At 56.3% G+C, this 17,026-nt stretch carries 15 protein-coding genes and 1 pseudogene; 6 read left to right on the top strand and 10 right to left on the bottom strand.

Annotation, left to right across the window (positions count from 1 at the left end; translation table 11 throughout):
• Positions 1 to 58: 58 nt before the first annotated feature.
• The 6 genes from PG062_RS09720 to PG062_RS09695 form a co-directional block, all read right to left on the bottom strand.
• Positions 59 to 1,063 (bottom strand): ABC transporter permease, encoded by a 1,005-nt coding sequence (locus PG062_RS09720; RefSeq protein ID WP_270752138.1) that lies wholly within the window; start codon positions 1,061 to 1,063, stop codon positions 59 to 61.
• Positions 1,060 to 2,619 (bottom strand): coiled-coil domain-containing protein, encoded by a 1,560-nt coding sequence (locus PG062_RS09715; RefSeq protein WP_270752137.1) that lies wholly within the window; start codon positions 2,617 to 2,619, stop codon positions 1,060 to 1,062. Before PG062_RS09715 ends, PG062_RS09720 begins: the two co-directional genes overlap by 4 nt.
• 17 nt (positions 2,620 to 2,636) lie before the next feature.
• Positions 2,637 to 3,491, bottom strand: coding sequence for a carbohydrate ABC transporter permease (locus PG062_RS09710; protein WP_270752136.1), 855 nt, complete (start codon positions 3,489 to 3,491; stop codon positions 2,637 to 2,639).
• The gene (locus PG062_RS09705; RefSeq protein WP_078785195.1) at positions 3,488 to 4,357 is read right to left on the bottom strand and encodes a carbohydrate ABC transporter permease; all 870 of its coding nucleotides are present in this window, start codon (positions 4,355 to 4,357) and stop codon (positions 3,488 to 3,490) included. The genes PG062_RS09710 and PG062_RS09705 overlap by 4 nt, the downstream gene beginning before the upstream one ends.
• A gap of 421 nt (positions 4,358 to 4,778) precedes the next feature.
• Positions 4,779 to 6,095: a sensor histidine kinase gene (locus tag PG062_RS09700; protein WP_270752135.1), complete on the bottom strand. Its 1,317-nt coding sequence runs from the start codon at positions 6,093 to 6,095 to the stop codon at positions 4,779 to 4,781.
• The gene (locus PG062_RS09695; protein WP_159447036.1) at positions 6,064 to 6,750 is read right to left on the bottom strand and encodes a response regulator transcription factor; all 687 of its coding nucleotides are present in this window, start codon (positions 6,748 to 6,750) and stop codon (positions 6,064 to 6,066) included. The genes PG062_RS09700 and PG062_RS09695 overlap by 32 nt, the downstream gene beginning before the upstream one ends.
• A 210-nt stretch (positions 6,751 to 6,960) precedes the next feature.
• On the opposite strand from PG062_RS09695, the gene PG062_RS09690 reads away from it, so the two are divergent.
• On the top strand, positions 6,961 to 9,132 hold the full coding sequence (locus PG062_RS09690) for an extracellular solute-binding protein (protein ID WP_270752134.1): 2,172 nt from the start codon (positions 6,961 to 6,963) through the stop codon (positions 9,130 to 9,132).
• Between the two features lie 272 nt (positions 9,133 to 9,404).
• Here the strand turns inward: PG062_RS09690 and PG062_RS09685 are convergent, their stop codons facing one another.
• Both PG062_RS09685 and srtB read right to left on the bottom strand, forming a co-directional pair.
• Positions 9,405 to 11,093: a M23 family metallopeptidase gene (locus tag PG062_RS09685; protein WP_270752133.1), complete on the bottom strand. Its 1,689-nt coding sequence runs from the start codon at positions 11,091 to 11,093 to the stop codon at positions 9,405 to 9,407.
• A 4-nt stretch (positions 11,094 to 11,097) separates the two neighbouring features.
• A complete protein-coding gene (gene srtB, locus PG062_RS09680) occupies positions 11,098 to 11,844 on the bottom strand; it encodes a class B sortase (protein WP_270752132.1) in 747 nt (248 codons plus the stop codon).
• An 82-nt stretch (positions 11,845 to 11,926) separates the two neighbouring features.
• On the opposite strand from srtB, the gene PG062_RS09675 reads away from it, so the two are divergent.
• The 5 genes and pseudogenes from PG062_RS09675 to PG062_RS09655 form a co-directional block, all read left to right on the top strand.
• Complete coding sequence (locus PG062_RS09675) at positions 11,927 to 12,136, top strand: hypothetical protein (RefSeq protein WP_205505329.1); 210 nt, start codon at positions 11,927 to 11,929, stop codon at positions 12,134 to 12,136.
• Positions 12,124 to 12,792, top strand: coding sequence for a nucleotidyltransferase domain-containing protein (locus tag PG062_RS09670; RefSeq protein ID WP_270752131.1), 669 nt, complete (start codon positions 12,124 to 12,126; stop codon positions 12,790 to 12,792). The genes PG062_RS09675 and PG062_RS09670 overlap by 13 nt, the downstream gene beginning before the upstream one ends.
• A gap of 213 nt (positions 12,793 to 13,005) precedes the next feature.
• Complete coding sequence (locus PG062_RS09665; protein ID WP_270752130.1) at positions 13,006 to 13,446, top strand: LytTR family DNA-binding domain-containing protein; 441 nt, start codon at positions 13,006 to 13,008, stop codon at positions 13,444 to 13,446.
• A gap of 10 nt (positions 13,447 to 13,456) precedes the next feature.
• Positions 13,457 to 13,921, top strand: coding sequence for a DUF3021 domain-containing protein (locus PG062_RS09660; RefSeq protein ID WP_270752129.1), 465 nt, complete (start codon positions 13,457 to 13,459; stop codon positions 13,919 to 13,921).
• A 115-nt stretch (positions 13,922 to 14,036) separates the two neighbouring features.
• Positions 14,037 to 14,153, top strand: a pseudogene (locus PG062_RS09655) (DUF3848 domain-containing protein); the annotation flags it as partial.
• Positions 14,154 to 14,251: 98 nt separating this feature from the next.
• Here the strand turns inward: PG062_RS09655 and PG062_RS09650 are convergent.
• Positions 14,252 to 16,588, bottom strand: a complete 2,337-nt coding sequence (locus tag PG062_RS09650) for a VirB4-like conjugal transfer ATPase, CD1110 family (protein ID WP_408611410.1) — start codon at positions 16,586 to 16,588, stop codon at positions 14,252 to 14,254.
• Complete coding sequence (locus tag PG062_RS09645) at positions 16,585 to 16,971, bottom strand: PrgI family protein (protein WP_270752178.1); 387 nt, start codon at positions 16,969 to 16,971, stop codon at positions 16,585 to 16,587. The genes PG062_RS09650 and PG062_RS09645 overlap by 4 nt, the downstream gene beginning before the upstream one ends.
• Between the last annotated feature and the right edge of the window lie 55 nt (positions 16,972 to 17,026).

Here is a 17,026-nt window from a genome sequence, read left to right as displayed (position 1 = left end):
TATCATAAAAATCCACCTTATCTTACAAATATTATCCGTAAGATAAGGTGGATTGGTTTCATAAATTTGTGGAGTTTTTTTGCTGCCTGCTGAGCATCAGCTTTCCGGCCGCAGCATTGGCGAGCGTTGCGGCAATGAGAAGCCCCAGCGTGTTCCATTTGGCGAGGACATCCTTGGCACAGGGGTTCAGGGAAAAGCCGGTTTCTATGGCTTTGCCCACTGCGGGCAGCAAGCCGCCCCAGTAGGAAAAGTCGCTCCACCGGGCGGGGGTGATCCAGGGCGGGAGCAACCGTAGCAGGGCGGACAGGACGAGCGCAAGCAGAAAAGCGCCGCCCAAAACAAACCAGCACGTTTCCTTTGGGCACCCCCTGCGCACCCGGCCGCCCAGGGTGCGGGCGGCGGCCAGCAGCACCAGCCCCGCCGGGCAGAGGGCATAGGCCGTCAGGGCGGCCATCCAGGGGAAAGGGAAATAGAGGGTCACCTGCTGTGCGATCCCCGCCGCACGCAAAAGTTGCTGCACCGTCTCCACCGGCGGCGCAGCGTAGCCGCCCCAAAACTCGATGTTGGAAAAGCCATGGTCAAGGCTTTCCCCGCACAGGGCCAGGCTGGCGCTGCTGCGAAAGAGCCCGCACACGCGGTAGATGTCTCCTTCTATCTCCAATTCCTGCCCCAGCACGTCCTCGCTGCCCCAGAGCTGCCACGCGGCAGCGGTTGAGACCGCGCATTTGCCATTCTCCTGCGCAGCGGGGAACCGCCCCTCCAGAAGCACGGCAGGATACACCGCGTCATACTCGCCGCAATATAGAATGGCAGTGATCCCGCAGGTTTCCCAGCGGCTTTCCGCCGATCCCTCTGCCTGGCTCCAAAAAGCGGGAACAAGCGCGCTCGCCCCATCCTCCTGCCGCAAAGCAGACCGCAGCGCTTCCAGCTGCCGCCCCGTGACCGGCACGTCGGAGCGCACCGAAACCAGCGGATAGGCTGCCCACAGCCTCCCCGCAAACCAAACAGCGATCCCCCAGGAAACCGCGCATGCCAAAAGCAGCACCGCCTTTCGAATCTTCATCCCGCTGTACGCACACGTGCGCCCTCCTGCAAGCTCTTCGTTGTGGCGGCCACCACCGGCGCACCGGTCGTATAATTCCGCAGGGCCGCCAGCTCGTTGTTGCGCTCCACGACCTCCACATAAACCTTGCGCACGATGTTTTGCAGCCCCAAAATAGTGTTGCGCTCCTCCACCGAATAGACGAAATCCCCGCCGTTATCACTGTGAAGGGCGCTGACCGGCAGGCAGCAGTCATATTCCGTCTCGGAAAGCCGGATTGTGAGTTCCGCTTTTCCCACCTGCCAATCCGACCCGGTCAGCGCAGCGGAAAGCACCACGCCTCCATCCTGCTGAGAAACGGACGAATTGATTTTCACGCTTTCGGACTTTGCTCCCTGCATGACCGTCACCGTAACGCCGGCGGTATCCTGCACCGCGTCCTCGGCCTCCAGCGCAAATCGGATCTGATACCCTCTTTCGGGGTCGGAAATGCTCCCGCCCACCTGGCCGCTGGTCTGCCCCTGCATAAGCTGCAGAGATTCCACGGTACCCGTCTGCGGCGCACAGAAGACGCCCTCCTGCTCGTCCAATTTTTTCAGCGTCTCCACGCTACTTTCCATTTCCCGGATCTGTTCCGCCAGAACCGTGGCACTGGCCGCATTGGCGGCGGCTGTTTCACTGGCGGCTTCCACGCTTTTCTCGTAGGCGTGCCGGGCGTCGTTTCGGGCCTGCTCCGCCTGTTCGGCGGCCTGCGCAGCCGTGCGAGCCGCTTCTTCCCGTTGGCTTTGGACGCTTTCCAGCGCTGCGTCCGCCTCGTTGAGCCGGGCTTCCGCTTCGGCCAGTGCCTCCCGGTTTTGCGTTTCCTCTGCCGTAAGCTGCGTCAGCTCCGCTTCGATCCGGCTGATGATTTCCTCGTCCGGCGATTCTTCCTGCTGCAGCAACTTCCGCTGTGCCTGCTTCTCTGCGATCTCGCGGGCATATTGGGCGGCCTTTTCCTGCCGTTCGTTCAGTTCGCGCTGCAGGGCATCCCGCTCGCTGCCGGCGTTCGCTTCTTTCTCCTCCCAGGCTGCCGCGCTGTTCTCCGCTGCCTGGTAGGCGGCCTGCAGGGCCTGCTGGGCTTTTTCCAGATCATAGCTGTCCGCCGCCACCGGTTTGGTAAGCCGGGCATATTCCGTCTGTTTCTGCGCAAGTTCTGCCTGAAGGCTCCGCAGCTTCTGTTCCACATCCTCCCGGCGGAGGGCCGCTATTTTGTCTCCTTCCTGTACAGCCTCCCCCTCCGAGACAAAAACCGCCTCCACCAGCAGCCCTTCGGGCAGATAGAACAGGCTGCCCGCCGCCCACTGAATGGTTCCTGTCGCCGTTAGGCTCTGGGTGATGGTATTGGGCGCCGGCGTGGAGAGCTGCACCTCTGGCAGCAGCGCGCCGGATGTTCCGCGGGCAAGCAGCGTAAAAGCCAGCATCCACAAAAAGAAAAGCGCGATCTGCCGGGGGCGAATCGAAAACCTGTTTTCCTCCGGCGATACGGCCTGCGGCTGCGCCGGTTCCTGACGAACGGCAGAATCCCTGACGATTTTCACAGAAAATGTCTCCTTCCTTATGCCTTGATGCCTCCGGCCTGGATGCCCAGTTCCAGATAGGTTTGCCCATACAGGAACACCAGCATCGCCGGAATCAGCGAGAGCAGGCTGGCCGCCATGGCGATCCCCAGGTTGTCTGTCACAATATCGTTCATATACATGGAAAGCGGCCAGTTGGATTGGGATTTCAGAAAGAGCAGCGGCTGCTCCACCGCGTTCCACCCTTCGATAAAATTCAGCACCAAGGCGGCAAAGATTCCGGCATATCCCAGCGGAACGCCGATCTTCCAAAAGATCTGCCAGGCCGTTGCGCCGTCCAGCTTGGCCGCCTCGAGGAGTTCATTGGGAACATCCTGAAAGCTGCGGGTCATGATAAAAACCGGGAACGCCGAAAACACCCCTGGCAGGATGACGGACAGCGGCGTATCGTAGATTCCAAGGCGTGTGGCGATCAGGTAGTTGGGTACCATCAGTACCTGAAAGGGCAGCACCATCAGCGCAATGTACCCGAGCAGCAGGAAACGCCTGCCCGCAAAGCGCAGCTTGGCAAACGCCCACGATGCGGGGGCGGCGACCACCAGCTGACCGGCGATCTGTGCAAAGGCCAGCAGGCAGGTGTTCCAGAAGACCGAAAAAAACTGCGGGGTGTCCAGCAGCAGCTCCGCCAGCGGTTGGAGCGTCGGCCAGGAAGGCAGGATCGTCCACACCGCATACCCGCCGTCTGCTGTGTCCAACAGGGCCGGCCCCAGGGCGACTGTCAATTCGTCCGACGCCATCAGCGCACCGCCGACGGTAAACCACAGCGGCCAAAGGACGGTGAAGGCCAGCAGGCCAAGGATCAGCACCGGCAAAAGAGGCTCCTTTTTTCTCATTCCTGCCCACCACCCCAAAAGTGATACAGTAGATACACGACGCAGCCAAGCCCCAGCGCCAGCAGCACGGCGGCGGCAGACAGCTTGCCGATGTCCAGCGACAGGAACCAGTTGTTGAAGAGGTGCTGCAGCAGATATATGCTTTCCTGCGGGTAGTTGCCTGCCACCAAGTAGGCCTCCCGAAAGACCTTAAAGGAGTTGACCAGGCTCAGTATGGTGGTCAGCACCACCGTTGGCAGCAGATTGGGCAGCGTGATAAAGACAAAGGTCTGAAAAGGGGTGGCTCCATCCACCGCTGCCGCTTCATACAAGGGCCGGGGGATGGTCTCCAGACCCGCCAGCCACAGCAGCATATCGTACCCGTTGTTTCGCCAAAGGTAGGTGAAAATCAGCACCCAAAAGGCCGCGCTGCTGCCCATAAAGTCCACGGGCCGGCACCCCAGCCCCACCAGCAAGCCGTTGACCAGCCCCTTGCCGGAGAAAAGCGCCCTCCATAACACAACGATGCTGGCAACAGGGATCGCATAGGGGAGCAGGAGGACGCTTTTGAAAAAGACCGCCCGCCGTTTTGCCGCGCCAAGCAGCACCGCACAGAGCAGGCTGACGGCCAGCAGCGCCGGGATGCAGATGCAGAGAAAGCGGCAGGTGTTGCGGACAGCCAGACGGAACGCAGTATTTTGAAAGAGCGCCCGGTAGTTCCCCCACCCGACGGCCCGGCTGCGCAGCGGGTCCATAAAGCTGGCCCGAACCGTTTCGGCCAGTGGGAACAGATAGAACAGGCACAGCCCCAACAGGCTGGGCAGCAGAAAAGGCAGTGCCTGCCAGCTCTCCCTCCGGCGCAGGCCAGTGACCTTTGGCCGTTTCATCGCCTTCACCTCCCTGCCTACACTGTAGCACAGGGAACCTGAAAAAAACCTGAATACCTTTCTGCCAAAACAGCTTTTAGGTCTCATCCAATTGCGCCAAATGGTCGATTGGTTCGATCTGCGCTTTGATTAATTCTGAATAATACTTCCCAGCTTTCTGCAGTTCCTGATGGGAACCGGATTCGACTAATCTGCATATTGGCGATTCACATCCTATTCCGTAAATTGCCCTTGTTATAGCACGGATTTCATATCAAAGTGCTCATTCGAGCGAAAACGCGCGTTTCTTTCATCGAAAATCGACGATGCCGACGAGTGATTTCTTGTTCGGTATGTACACAAAAAGTGCTGTGAGAAAACCAAAAGGCTCTCACAGCACTTTTTACAATGATGCGACAAACGGTTGTGGATTCTGCCAATATCACGCCTGTGGGATCGTGACCTGCAGCGTAGCGCCGCCGCCCGGCGTATCCCGGATCGTGATGCTGCCGTGATGCAGCGCCACAAGCTTCTGCGCGATGCTCAGGCCCAGACCCAGGCTGGCATCGCCGGTTTGCGGGTCTGCGCGATAAAACTTTTGGAAAGCCCGTTCCTTATCCGCAATGCCCGGCCCCGTATCGGCCACCGACAGGCAGACCGTTCGCCCCGCCGCCACGGCGGAAAGTTCGATCTGCGTACCGCTGGGGGTGTGCTGAACGGCGTTGGACAACAGAATGGCCATCACCTGCTTCAGCGCGTCCTCGTCTGCCCGAATGGGCGGCAGCGCGCCGTCCGGCAGGCGGAGGGTCAGCCGGTCACCGGCCTTTGCCGCCACCGGCTGCCATGTCTCGTAAACTTCCCAGAGAAAGGCCTCGGTGTCCAGCTTTGCCGGCATGATCTGACGGGCAGCGGTCTCCAGACGGGAAAGGGATAGAAGCTCCTGCACCAGCTGCGCCATCCGGTGCGCTTCTGACAGAATGTTGGCGCGGTATTTTGCCTCCTCGCCGCCGGAAGGCAGCAGTTCGGCGCTGGTGATGATCACTGCCAGCGGGCTTTTCAACTCGTGGCTGGCCGCCGCCAAAAACTCCCGCTCCATCCGCTCGGCCCGCCGGGCGGGCTGCATGGCCCAGCCGGTCAGCGCAAAGGCCAGCGCCCCCAAAGCCAGCACGCCGCCCGCCGCCACCGCTACGTACAACAGTTGCATCCTGCCCCATTCCTGCCGGAAGGTCGCGGCATCCTGAAACAGGTACATCTCGATCCAATTCCCACTGGCCGTGGGGATTGCACAGTATTCCGCAAACCAGAGGGCACTCCCGTCCCGCAGGGTGTATGCCTGCCGGACAACCGTTTTGGCCCACAGGCCGTTCTGCCCATCCACGCTTTGCCGCGCCTCTTCCAGCATTGGTTCGCTGAGAGTGAGCAGCGGTGCGGCATCATCGCCCTGCAGGTAGGGATTCTCGATGGGGGCTCCCTTCTCGAATAAGGCAGGCACCAGGCGGTTTTCCACCGCGCTGCTGTAGATTGCCTTATGGTCGATGGTCTGTGTCTCCAGGATCGGCTGTTCCAGGGCGGAACAGAGGGAGGCGAAGGCCAGCCTATGCTTCTCCTCCAGGGCGTTCTTTCCCTGCCGGGCGGCCACGAAACAGAGGGTAGCCACCACCATGGCGGCAAACAGGATGTTCACCGCTACGATCTTCCACCGCAGAACGTCCAACGGCGCGGCCGATTCAGCGGCCTTCTTTTTCTTCCACAAGGGCATACCCAACACCTCGAACGGTCCGCAGGCTCATCTTGGAGTGGATCTGGGCCAGCCGCCGGCGGAAAAAGCCGATGTAATTGTCCAGAATGGCCTCCTCCACGTCGGCGTCCGCGCCCCATACGCGGGCAAACAGGGTGGCTCGTGCCAGCGCCTGACCCTTGCTTTTCATAAACAGTTCAATCATAAGGCCCAGCTTTTTGGAGACCGCGATCTCCTCCCGGCCACAGGCCAGCAGCAGCGCCTTGGTGTCGTACACCAGATCCCCGTACCGCAGCACCACCAGCTCCTCGATGGGGGCCTGCCGCCGCAGGTTGGCCCGGACACGGGCCAACAGCTCCCGGCTGTCAAAGGGTTTACCCAGATAGTCGTCGGCGCCGGCATCCAGGCAGGTCACCTTGTTTTCCACGGCGGTCAGCGCCGTCAGCATCACCACCGGCGTCATGATCCCCTTGCGGCGGCTTTCCCGCAGGATGTCCGGCCCGCTTTCGCCGGGGAGCATCCAGTCCACCAGCGCCAGGTCGTAGGCGTTCTGCTGCAGATAGTAAGCGCCTTCCTCCCCGTCGGTGCAGGCTTTCACCGTGTAGCCCTCTTTTTCAAGGATTTCGCACAGCATCCGGTTCAGTTTCCGGTCATCTTCGATCACTAGCAAGTTCATGTATTCTACCTCCCGGGGCATATCTCGTAGGCCGTATCAAAAGCGGCAGATTATTTAATTTATAGCACAAATTCTCCCGGAGCGCAACCAAGGCCGGAAAGAGCCGCAGGCGCATTCAGGATTTTTTCAGGTTTTGTGTGGTACAGTGGTATTACCAAAATTGCCAGGGCAGCGGCCGCCTGCGCCGCCGCCCCGTCAGGAGGAATTTGTATGAACCGAATTCGATCACGGCTTGCGCCGCTGGCCGCCCTCATGGCTTTGCTGCTGGCGCTGGCAGGGTGTTCCGCCGCTCCTTCAACCGAGGAGCCGGGAACGGCCTCCCAAACGAAGTACGCCACGGGAAAATACACCCAGACGGAGGTCACCCCCGCGGTGGACAGCGGCTTCGCTCCCGCCAAGCTACAGATGCTGGACGGCGTTCCCACGTTATCGCTGTATAATGACGCCCAAAACACCGCAGCGGCGTTTTCCTGGACGGGGGATGGCTGGGAAACCATCGATCCCTCCACCGTACAAGCCTTTCTGGACGGGCTGGACAAAACGCAGGTGGAAACGCTGACCGCCTGTTACGGCGGCAGCGGCCGGTGGTGGGTGGCCGCCGCCGAGACCGGCGGCGCGTTGACGCTCTACCGCGTCGATTCGCAGGGAAGCGTCCGCACAGTGTTGACAGATACGCCGCCTGCCGGCGGCACCGCGCCCTACATCACCGACTTTGCCGCCGCCCCGGGGTATGCGGTCGTCTGCCTGGCGGACGGCGCAGGAAGCTGTGTTCTGCAGATTGTGGACGGGCAGAGCGGGGATATTTCCGCCACGATCCGTCCCAGCGTTGTGGATTATACCTTTGCGGTATCGGGCAACCGGCTGTATCTGCGCAACCGGAATGCCGGAACGATGGATGTCTATGCGCTTCCTTCCGGTGAAAAGGCCGATTCCTTTGCGATTGTTCCTGAGGCACAGGAGGTGGCCGCCTATGCGGTGGACGGCGAGAACCAGCAGATCGTTTTCCTCACCATGGACGGAGTTTTTCAGGCGGGCTTTGGTTCCTCGGTCAAGCAGGCCATGGTGCAGGAAAAAGGCTTTGTCTACGCCGCACCGCAGACCACCGACTATGAGATTCTCCCGCTGGGGGATGCCGCCTTCCTGGTGTCCTGCCTGCAGAACGGCGCGCCGCTGACTGTCCTGATCCGGTTGGACGCCACCCTGCCCACACAGGCAGCGCAAAGCCTGTATATTTGGGCGCTGGAGGACAGCGATGTCATCCGCAGCGCCGCCGCGGTCTTTGCCAACCAGTACCCGGATTGTGACGTTCAGTTGGAATTTGGCCGCGATGCCACCAGCCAGGCCCTTTCCGACGAGGATATCATCAAGAATCTAAACACCCGTCTGCTGGCCGGTGAAGCGCCCGACGTGCTTTTTCTGGACGGCCTGCCCATCCGTTCGCTGATGGAGAAAGGTGTGCTGGCGTCGCTGGATGGTGTTGTTTCGATGGACGGATACTATGAAAACATCCTGACCGCCTACTCGCTGGGCGGCAGGCCCTACGCCTATCCGTCGGTGTTCCGCGTGCCGGTTTTTGTAAGCGGCAGCAGCGAGATCAACGTGGATGACTACGCCTCGCTGGCGTCGCTGGCCGCGCTCTATCAGGAGCAAAGCCTGATTTTTAACACCTCCTACGAGGATATTTTTGATTCCTTCTATATTGCCTCCAGCGCCGGGCTCTTCCCGGAGGAGAAGCGCATTGACGAGGACGCGCTGCGCGCATTCCTGCAATCCACCAGAGAGATGATCGATGGCCAGCAGATCACCGCCCAAACCAACGAGTATGTGATGGCCAGCGGCAACGGACAGAGCGTGGCCCAGTCGGAGTTTGCCATGAGCCTGATCAAGGTGGCCGAGGGGAGTTACCCCTGCGGTACCGGCGTTGTAAGCAGCCGTTCCGACGCGCTGAAGCTGTTTTGGAGCTCCCCCGCCGTTGCCATCCGGCCGCTGCCCGGCAGCGGCTTTGAGGCCAAAGAGATCGTTTCCATCCCGGCTAACGCCGCCAACCCCACACTGGCAAAAGCTTTTGTCCAAATCATGCTGACAGACCCCGTTGTGCAGTTGAATTCCCTCTACAAGGGCTTCTCGGTACAGCGGGATGTGGAAAACGCCTATCTGGCGCAGACCATCGCGGACGGGGAGCAGACCTACGCCGCCGACCCGCTGACCTGCGATTGGGATTCCCTGATCGAAGAGCTGGGCGCGCCGTCCGTCAGCTCTGCCACGATTTATGATGTAACGCATGAGGCTGCGTTTGACTACTACGGCAACGAGATCGACCTGGACACCGCCGTCCAGCGCATCGAGGAAAACCTGGGACTCTATTTTTCCGAGCAGCAATAAGCAAAGCAGTAGCAGCATCGCCGAATCATTCTACTTGGCATTATAGCGGCGTTGTGTGGATGCTTTTCAAATGGCGATTTTCAAAGTCTTACTGCTATAATTTAATTTCTTTTTTCTTACGTTTACAAACCGTCCGCTGTTTTCTCCTTACCCTTCGGGGTGATAGAAGAAAATGGCCCCGGAAATTTATCAAGGCATTGTTGCATACCAATCCGGTGATTCAACCGCAGCATGGACACTCGTTCAAAAATTCACATGTTTTTCTTTACAATTTACATTCCGAAATACCTCATTGCGTCTGTCCTGCTTCCGTTTACATGTACCTCTAAGTGCAAATGGCTGCCTGTGGCTCGCCCAGTGTGGCCGACATAACCGATGACCTGCCCGGCCTGCACTTGTTGGTCGGTGGTGACACAAATGCTGGAGCAGTGTGCATATAGTGTTTCCAGTCCGCCGCCGTGGTCGATTTGGATGTAGTAGCCGTAACTGCCGCCCCAGCTGTCAAGACTGTTGGCAACAGTGACGGTGCCATCTGCGGCGGCAAGGATGGGTGTGCCCTCGGCACAGGCAATGTCGGTGCCAGTGTGGGAACTGACCTCTCCAGTGATTGGGTCTACACGGTGACCGAACTGCGAGGTAATCGTACCCGCAACCGGCAGCGGCCACTGCAGGGTGCCTGTGGGGGTGCGAGTGCTGTCCGGGTTCATAAGTTCTCCACCGCCCTGTGCAAAACCGCCGAGCAATTCTGTCCACAGTTCCTCATACTGCGGGTCTTGCAGGAGTTGCAGATAGGAGTTCTGGCGGGTGGTGAAATGATAATCTGCCGCCATCTCGTCGGGTGTTTTGTGGGTCAGTTCGATTACGAGGACGGTTTCGGTTATCTCCGTGGTGGTAGGATTGCCTTCCTCGTCAGTAGTTTCTATAACAGCGGTTTCCGCACGGGTAGCGTAGTCCACTGCGTTCATTGCCCACATAGTTTCCCGCAGTTTATCCACCTGTTCCTCTGTCAGCGCCGCAACAGGTGCGCCTTGTTCATTTCCTGATACATACGAAGAAAAGACCGCCAAGACATCTTGCCAGCGGATGTAGTATACATCATCGTTGGCGGTAATGTCTTGGCGGTCGTGCTGTACCGTGTCGGAGATTTCTTCCAGTCTGTCGCGGTATTCTTCCGTCAGGGTTTCTACGGCTTCGCGCACGGTTACGGACGCTGCGTTGGGGGCATCGGCGGCAAAGAAAATGCCGTAAGCCGAGCCGGACACAAACGCCACAAGGCTGATTACGATAATAATACTAAGCGCCACGCTGATGCCTACGGCAATGGTCGCAACAAGGCTGTGGAGGCTGGCGAGAAAGTGTCGTATGGCCGAGCGTACCGCTGTAACCGTCCTGCGGGTATTGCTGGCAGCTTTCTGGATAGCAAGCTGTACTTGGCGGGTGCGGGTCTGCATCTGCGCTTGGGTCGTCACACTGCGCACAGTTTCATTTGCGGCGGTTCGCAGTTGGCGCTGACCTTGTGTCACGCCGCAAATGTCGCGCGGCGCGGTTTTGGCGGTGATGGCTTTTTCTTTCGCCCGCTGTCGGGGCAAATCTGCCCCACGGCGCGGGCGTTGCGCCGCATCGGGCAGCGTGCCGCACTCGGCTTGTTTCGGGCTGACACCGCGCTCACTGGCGGCGTGGGCGTGGGCGGCAGCTTCCTTTTGGCGGCGCTGTCGGGCTTGGGTTTCTGCCAATTTCCGCCCCTGATGCCACACAAAAGCTGCTGCCTGTTCCGCCGCCGAACCTGCAAGGTCTGTCGGTTCCGGCTGTCGGGGGTCGGTGTCATTTTCCCGCGCGACGGTACGGGACTGCTCCTTCGTTTTTCGCCACGCCGCTTTTAGGGCGGCTTTCGGTATCGTCCCCGCCGTACTTTTGGGGGTGCGGTTGCGGAGGATTTGTTTATTTTCTTTTGGCGTTCTCATACTCTCACCTTGCTTCGGTTATACGCTTTGCCACAACGACCACCCTGCTGTTCTTGCCGGAATCATCGCAAGTGGACAGCGTAAGCAGCTTGTCCCCATAAGCAGCCGTCACGCCGGTGTCGTACAGGGCAGCGCCCTTGCAGGCGTCCACATAGGCGGCAAACTCCTGCGGTGTTTCGGCATCGGTACATTGATAATAGGCGAACAGGTTCTCAGCCTCGCCCCGAAATACCGCCATCACGGTATATTCTGCCTGTGCCGTCAGGGTATCAAATCGGATAATTCTGTGCTGCTCCCAAAAGGATTCGCGCTTGTATTGCAGTAAATCAGAGAACATAGTGCCGTTCTTCATGTTGTGTCCGTACACAAGGATGTTGTCGGATGGCGTTTGCAGGTCGCAGTTTGCCTGCACATACGGGCAGCCGTGCGGGGAGTCAGCTTTTTCAAAGTTGTGCTTTAGGTAAAAGTCGGGGTCATGCTTTGACTGCATGACCGGGTAGTTGATGTTGGTTCCGTCAATCTGTATCCACCCGGCGAGGTCGCTGTTTTGCGCGTACAGCGCCTGATACTGCGGCAAAAAATCATTCCCCCGTGACGCGGCGTCATCGGGGAATTCTTCTGTCTGCGCGGCAAGCTGCCGATATATTCGGCTTTGCGTACAGGAGTCGGCGGCATAGCGGGCAATACCTGCGGTACTTGCAAGAAAAACAGCGGTAAGGGGTAAAATCAGGAAGCGGTAGAATTTGAACATAGGGTGTCCTTTCTCGGAATCGGTTTGCAAAGTAAAAACGGACGATGTATAATACAGATATGTTTTACGACTGCGGGGTGTTATGATGAATTTGTATCTCAGTGCGGCGGAATACGATTACCACACGCTGCTCAAGGTAGCCGAGATGGCAGGGCTTGCGGGAATCATCGGTTTTCATGAGGCCGGGGACGGCTATCTGGTGACCTTCCCGCAGGGGGAAAATGTTCAGGCTTTGATAGATGACTATAAGGGACGGCTGCGGGATTTGGAAAACAATATTTGGCAGCATTAAAACAGGTATATAAATCGGAATTTGATGAGGTGACTTTGTTGGAGAAAATCATTGAATATATTGAGCAAAAGTATAACCCTCTTTCCATCATCCTTTATGGCTCATATGCGAACGGAACAAACAATCTGAACAGTGATTTTGACGCATTGGTTATTTCTTATGACCATGAGCAATTCCATGACACATCTTTCGTTAACGACATTCAGTTGGATGTTTTCGTATATCCTGCTTCTTATTTTGATGGAGAATTTGATTGCAATAATTTTATCCAAATTTTTGATGGAAAGATTATTGTGGATAACGAGGAACGAGGAAAAACGCTCCAAATGAAGGTGCTTTCGTATCTACAAAATCGTCCCCAAAAAACAAAAGCAGAAATGGATGCAAATGTCGACTGGTGCGTCAAGATGCTTGCGCGAGTAAAACGATACGATGCTGAAGGGATGTTTCGATGGCATTGGGTGTTGATTGACAGTTTAGAGATATTTTGTGATATCCAGCAGCATCCTTATTTGGGACCAAAAAAGGCATTGAAATGGATGGAGAAAAACCATCCCAGTGCTTTCGTTTGCTACAAAAATGCACTTGATAATTTCAGTATAAATAGCTTGGAAAACTGGATTGCATATATAAAAAACGCTAATGGTACAACTTAATATATTCCAGTTTGTCGAACTGAATATAAGGATGATCCGTCTGCGGTATGGGAGCATCCCCACACCGCAGATACTTATCATCCGCCCATGCAGACCAGTATGAGATTCCTGTAAAAAATACCACCTATGTTCTTAAAACAACCACCTATCGAGCATCGGTAGAAATCGGTTCTTGATTTTCCTATACTGTAACCGTAGCGAGGAGGTGAACCGATGCAAATTGAAATCAAGATAGACGAAAAATGCAAAGAGCCAAAAATCATCGTGATGACGGACAAAATGACCGATGAAGTCAATGCAATCATAAAAAGACTGTCAGACGAGCAACCGCAGGTCATTGCCGGCTTCAGGGACGATGTGGTCGAGGTTCTGGAACCGTCTGAAATCTACCGTGTTTTTGCCGAATCAGGTAAGGTGTTTGCCGAGACAAATCACGGCGAGTATGCGCTCCGCCTGAGGCTATACGAGGCGGAACAACGGCTTGACAGCAAGACTTTTGTCCGAATATCAAACTCGGATATTATCAATCTGAGAAAGGTCAAGAGCTTTGATTTGAGCTTTGTCGGGACAATTTGCATCACGCTTTCAAACGGTACGGTTACTTATGTTTCACGGCGATCCGTTGCCAGAATCAAACAACTGTTAGGAATATGAGGTGGCAGAAATGAAGAAAAAACTGATTGGACGAGGTGTAATTGGTTTCCCTGTTGGCATTGCAATCGGATATGTCATTACGGTGATTATCTCAATCTGCATTGGGGATGGCTTCTTCTATCCGGTCACTCCGGAGCTTGTGAATAAAATGGGGAGCGAACTAAATGCAGTTCTCATTCAAACCGGTCTGAGCGGAATAATGGGCACAGGCTTTGCAATGGCTTCTGTTATTTGGGAGATCGATTCGTGGAGCCTTGCAAAGCAAAGCGGGATTTACTTCGCAATTGCTTGCGTGATCATGTTCCCTATCTCTTATTTTGCCAACTGGATGCCCCATTCGACCGCTGGAATTCTGTCTTATGTAGGCATATTCGTAGCGATCTTCCTCGCTGCTTGGGTAACTCAGTATTCTGTGTGGAAAAGGAAGATCAAAAAAATGAACGAAGGCATTAAGGATAATAACGATATGAATTGATCCCGCCGTTCTGCATCCTGCGCCTTGTTTTAACAACAGAATAAACCACACACATAGCCGCTTGGTTTTCAAAAGAAATCAGGCGGCTATTTCTATTTTGAAGGAGGTGTTCGCTATGAACGAAACAGATTACAACGCTCGCCTTTATGAGAAAATGAAAGCCGAGCAGGACAAATATCGGGACTGGCTACTGCATCAGGAGCCGTCCGAAATTCTCAATCATACCTACGAATGCCACAAAGCGAAACAACGAACGCTGTTTGACAACTTCCAGTTTGTAGCATCCCTGTGGACCGCTTCGGCGGTCCTCTATTTTTGTGTTGCATGGCTTTACTCCCTTTTCTCAGATGGGTTGGTCGACATCAATTTATATAGCTTAGTATTTTTGGGGAAAGAATTTGTGAAAGGCACGATGTTGCCCGCACAGCGAATCAGCCCGCAGCCTGCGGGGACGTTGGTGACGTAGCCCAGCTGGTTGTCGGAGATGTTCAGCAGCTTCGCCAGTTCCGCGCGGTCGGTGGCGCTCTGGTTCAGCATTACCAGAAACTCCGAGTTTGCCAGCATCAGGCGGGCGGTGTCGGAGCGCAGCAGTTCGTCCACATTCTGCGTCAGCCCGGTCACAAGTCCGTTGTACTTGCGGATGCGTTTCCACAGTTTGTAGAAGAAATTGGCGCTGTACTCGTAGCGGAACAAAATGTAAAACTCGTCGCAGAAAATCCACGTTCTGCGCCCCTTTTTCCAGTTCTGAATCACGCGGTTGTAAATCGCATCCAGCGTCACCAGCATCCCCAGCGGCATAAGTTGCTCGCCCAATTCGCGGATGTCGTAGGCAATGATCCGCGCCTGTGTGTCCACATTGGTGTGCCGGGCAAAGGTGTTCAGCGTGCCGGTAATGAACAACTCGGACGAAAGCGCCAGCCCCTGCGCTTCGGGTTCGGGCTGCATTTGGAGCAGACGGTAAAAGTCCTGCAGCGTGGGCGGTGTGCCTTTATAACCGTTGCGGATGTAGGGCAGGTACACTTGCTCGGTGCAGCGACCGAGGATGGACTTTTCTTTCGCGGTCACCATGCCGTCACCGATCAACTGCTCGAACAGCGACAGCACAAACTCCGACTTGCTGACGATGGGATTGCGCTCATCGCCGTAGGCGCGATCCATGTCCAGCGCGTTGATGTGAGTATCGGACGTGGCCGAGATGCGGATGACCTCGCCGCCGAGGGCTTCGGTGAGGTAGTTGAACTCACTTTCGGGGTCTAAGACGAGGATGTCATCCTCGGTGGAAAGCGCGATCTGCACGATTTCTTCCTTGGCGCTCATGCTCTTGCCGGAACCAGACACGCCCAAACGAAAACTGTTGCCGTTCAGCAGCAAGCGGCGATCCGCCACGATCATGTTCTTGCTGACGGCGTTCTGCCCATAATACAGACCGTTCGGCTGCATGATTTCCTGCGCACAGAACGGAATCAGCACGGCGGTGCTTTCGGTGGTGAGCGTGCGCAGGGCTTGGATTTTTCGCAGACCATACGGCAACACCGTGTCCAGCCCGTCCTTCTGCTGCCAGCGCAGCGTCGAAAGCTGGCAAAGGTGCTTACGCGCCGTGGAGTAGAGCGTTTCGGTGTCGCTGTCGAGCTGCTCCTTATTGTCCGCCAGATGCACCAGTGTCACCAGCCCGAACATCATTCGTTGGTCGCGGGTGGTCAGGTCGTCCAGCATTTCTTTGGTTTCCTTGCGCTGGAGTTCCATATCGTAAGGAACTGTCGCGGCAAAATTGTTGTTGGCGTTCTGGCGGCGCTGCCAGTTGGCTACATTCGTTTCCACTCCCAGCAGTGTGCTTTGCAGCTGCCGGGCGGCTTCGTCCGTCGGCACCGGCAGGATGTCGATGGATAACATCAAGTCGCGGTCAATGTCGCAGAGTTCCGACACAAAGCTGTCCTTGATGTAGCTGGCATAGTCCTGCAAATACAGCACCCGACCATAGCGGGCATCCAGCTTGAAATGGTCGGCGGAAAACTCCATGCTGTCGGGGCAGAACCAGTCCTTGAAATGCTGCCCGCGTTTGGCGTGTTCGTGGATATTGAACTCCGCCGCAGCCTGTTCCCCGCCCTTGAAAAAGTCGCGGAAAATGTGCAGGCGCTCGGTCAGTGTCAACTCCTGCGCCACCGAGGAAAGCTGGGCAAGGTGCGTCACCAGATCCGTGCCGACGCGGGCAAAGTAGCTGCGGGCTTCGTCCGCGTTGCGCTTTACCACGCTTACGGTCAGATAACGCTCCCGCACAATGCTGTTGCTGGTGCCGGTGACCTGTGCGGTCAGCATCTGGTTGAATTCGTGGCGGTATTCATCCAACCCGTCATCCTTGTCTGGCAGCAAGACGCTGCGCTCAAACTCGGCCTTGTTGATGCGTCGGTTGTAAATTGTGATTTTTGCCGATGCGCCGGAGTCGAGGGCGTTCAGCAGTTCCGAGTAATCAAGGAACATACTGGTTTTGTCCTCTTTGCTGGCGATGGCGTAGTTAATGTCGGTGAACGACCATGTTTTGGAATATTGGTTGCCGACTTGGAAAATTCCATCCGCAAAGATGCGGCGGATGGGGATGGCGTCCTGTACACTGAGCGGAATACGGAACTTTTCGCGTTCCATCTTCTGCGCTTTTGACAGGGTTTTAATCAAGCGTTATCCTCGCTTTTCTTCATAGGCTTGCCTCTCTTTCGTTTCATGCCCGCACGGATGGCGGGCTGCATGGCTTCGTAGTAGTAACTGTCGGACTTGAACATAAGGCGTTTCGGGCAGAGGATTTCAGACTTGAACCACGCCCAAAGCACCTGTTCGGCGGTCATGCCGTGGTAGGTGAAGAACCCGCAGGCGGCAAAGGGTGCGGCACCCAGAATGCACATCCAGCCGATTTCTTCGGTGCCGACATACGGCTGCAAGGCAAAGTAAATGCCTACTGCAACACCGACCGCCAGCACCGAGCAGATGAATTGCCGCGTATTCAGCCCGAAAAAGATATTTTCGTGGTAGTCGCGGACTTCTTTCGGTATTTTGATTTCGATACTGCATTCCTTCTTTCTTTAATAAATAGGTTGAATTCATCCTATAATTCGTGTA

Origin of the sequence: Gemmiger qucibialis, from assembly GCF_027689445.1 — a bacterium.
GTDB lineage: Bacteria > Bacillota > Clostridia > Oscillospirales > Ruminococcaceae > Gemmiger > Gemmiger qucibialis.
Note: the sequence above shows the minus strand (reverse complement) of the source record. Positions and strands in the feature narration are given on the sequence as shown.

What these genes read in the sequence shown, in the direction of transcription:
- srtB (WP_270752132.1), bottom strand. Translation starts at nt 11,844, where the DNA reads ATGTTCAAATTCTACCGCTTCCTGATTTTACCCCTTACCGCTGTTTTT.
- PG062_RS09710 (WP_270752136.1), bottom strand. Translation starts at nt 3,491, where the DNA reads ATGAGAAAAAAGGAGCCTCTTTTGCCGGTGCTGATCCTTGGCCTGCTG.
- PG062_RS09700 (WP_270752135.1), bottom strand. Translation starts at nt 6,095, where the DNA reads ATGCCCTTGTGGAAGAAAAAGAAGGCCGCTGAATCGGCCGCGCCGTTG.
- PG062_RS09695 (WP_159447036.1), bottom strand. Translation starts at nt 6,750, where the DNA reads ATGAACTTGCTAGTGATCGAAGATGACCGGAAACTGAACCGGATGCTG.
- PG062_RS09675 (WP_205505329.1), top strand. Translation starts at nt 11,927, where the DNA reads ATGATGAATTTGTATCTCAGTGCGGCGGAATACGATTACCACACGCTG.
- PG062_RS09685 (WP_270752133.1), bottom strand. Translation starts at nt 11,093, where the DNA reads ATGAGAACGCCAAAAGAAAATAAACAAATCCTCCGCAACCGCACCCCC.
- PG062_RS09705 (WP_078785195.1), bottom strand. Translation starts at nt 4,357, where the DNA reads ATGAAACGGCCAAAGGTCACTGGCCTGCGCCGGAGGGAGAGCTGGCAG.
- PG062_RS09665 (WP_270752130.1), top strand. Translation starts at nt 13,006, where the DNA reads ATGCAAATTGAAATCAAGATAGACGAAAAATGCAAAGAGCCAAAAATC.
- PG062_RS09660 (WP_270752129.1), top strand. Translation starts at nt 13,457, where the DNA reads ATGAAGAAAAAACTGATTGGACGAGGTGTAATTGGTTTCCCTGTTGGC.
- PG062_RS09690 (WP_270752134.1), top strand. Translation starts at nt 6,961, where the DNA reads ATGAACCGAATTCGATCACGGCTTGCGCCGCTGGCCGCCCTCATGGCT.
- PG062_RS09720 (WP_270752138.1), bottom strand. Translation starts at nt 1,063, where the DNA reads ATGAAGATTCGAAAGGCGGTGCTGCTTTTGGCATGCGCGGTTTCCTGG.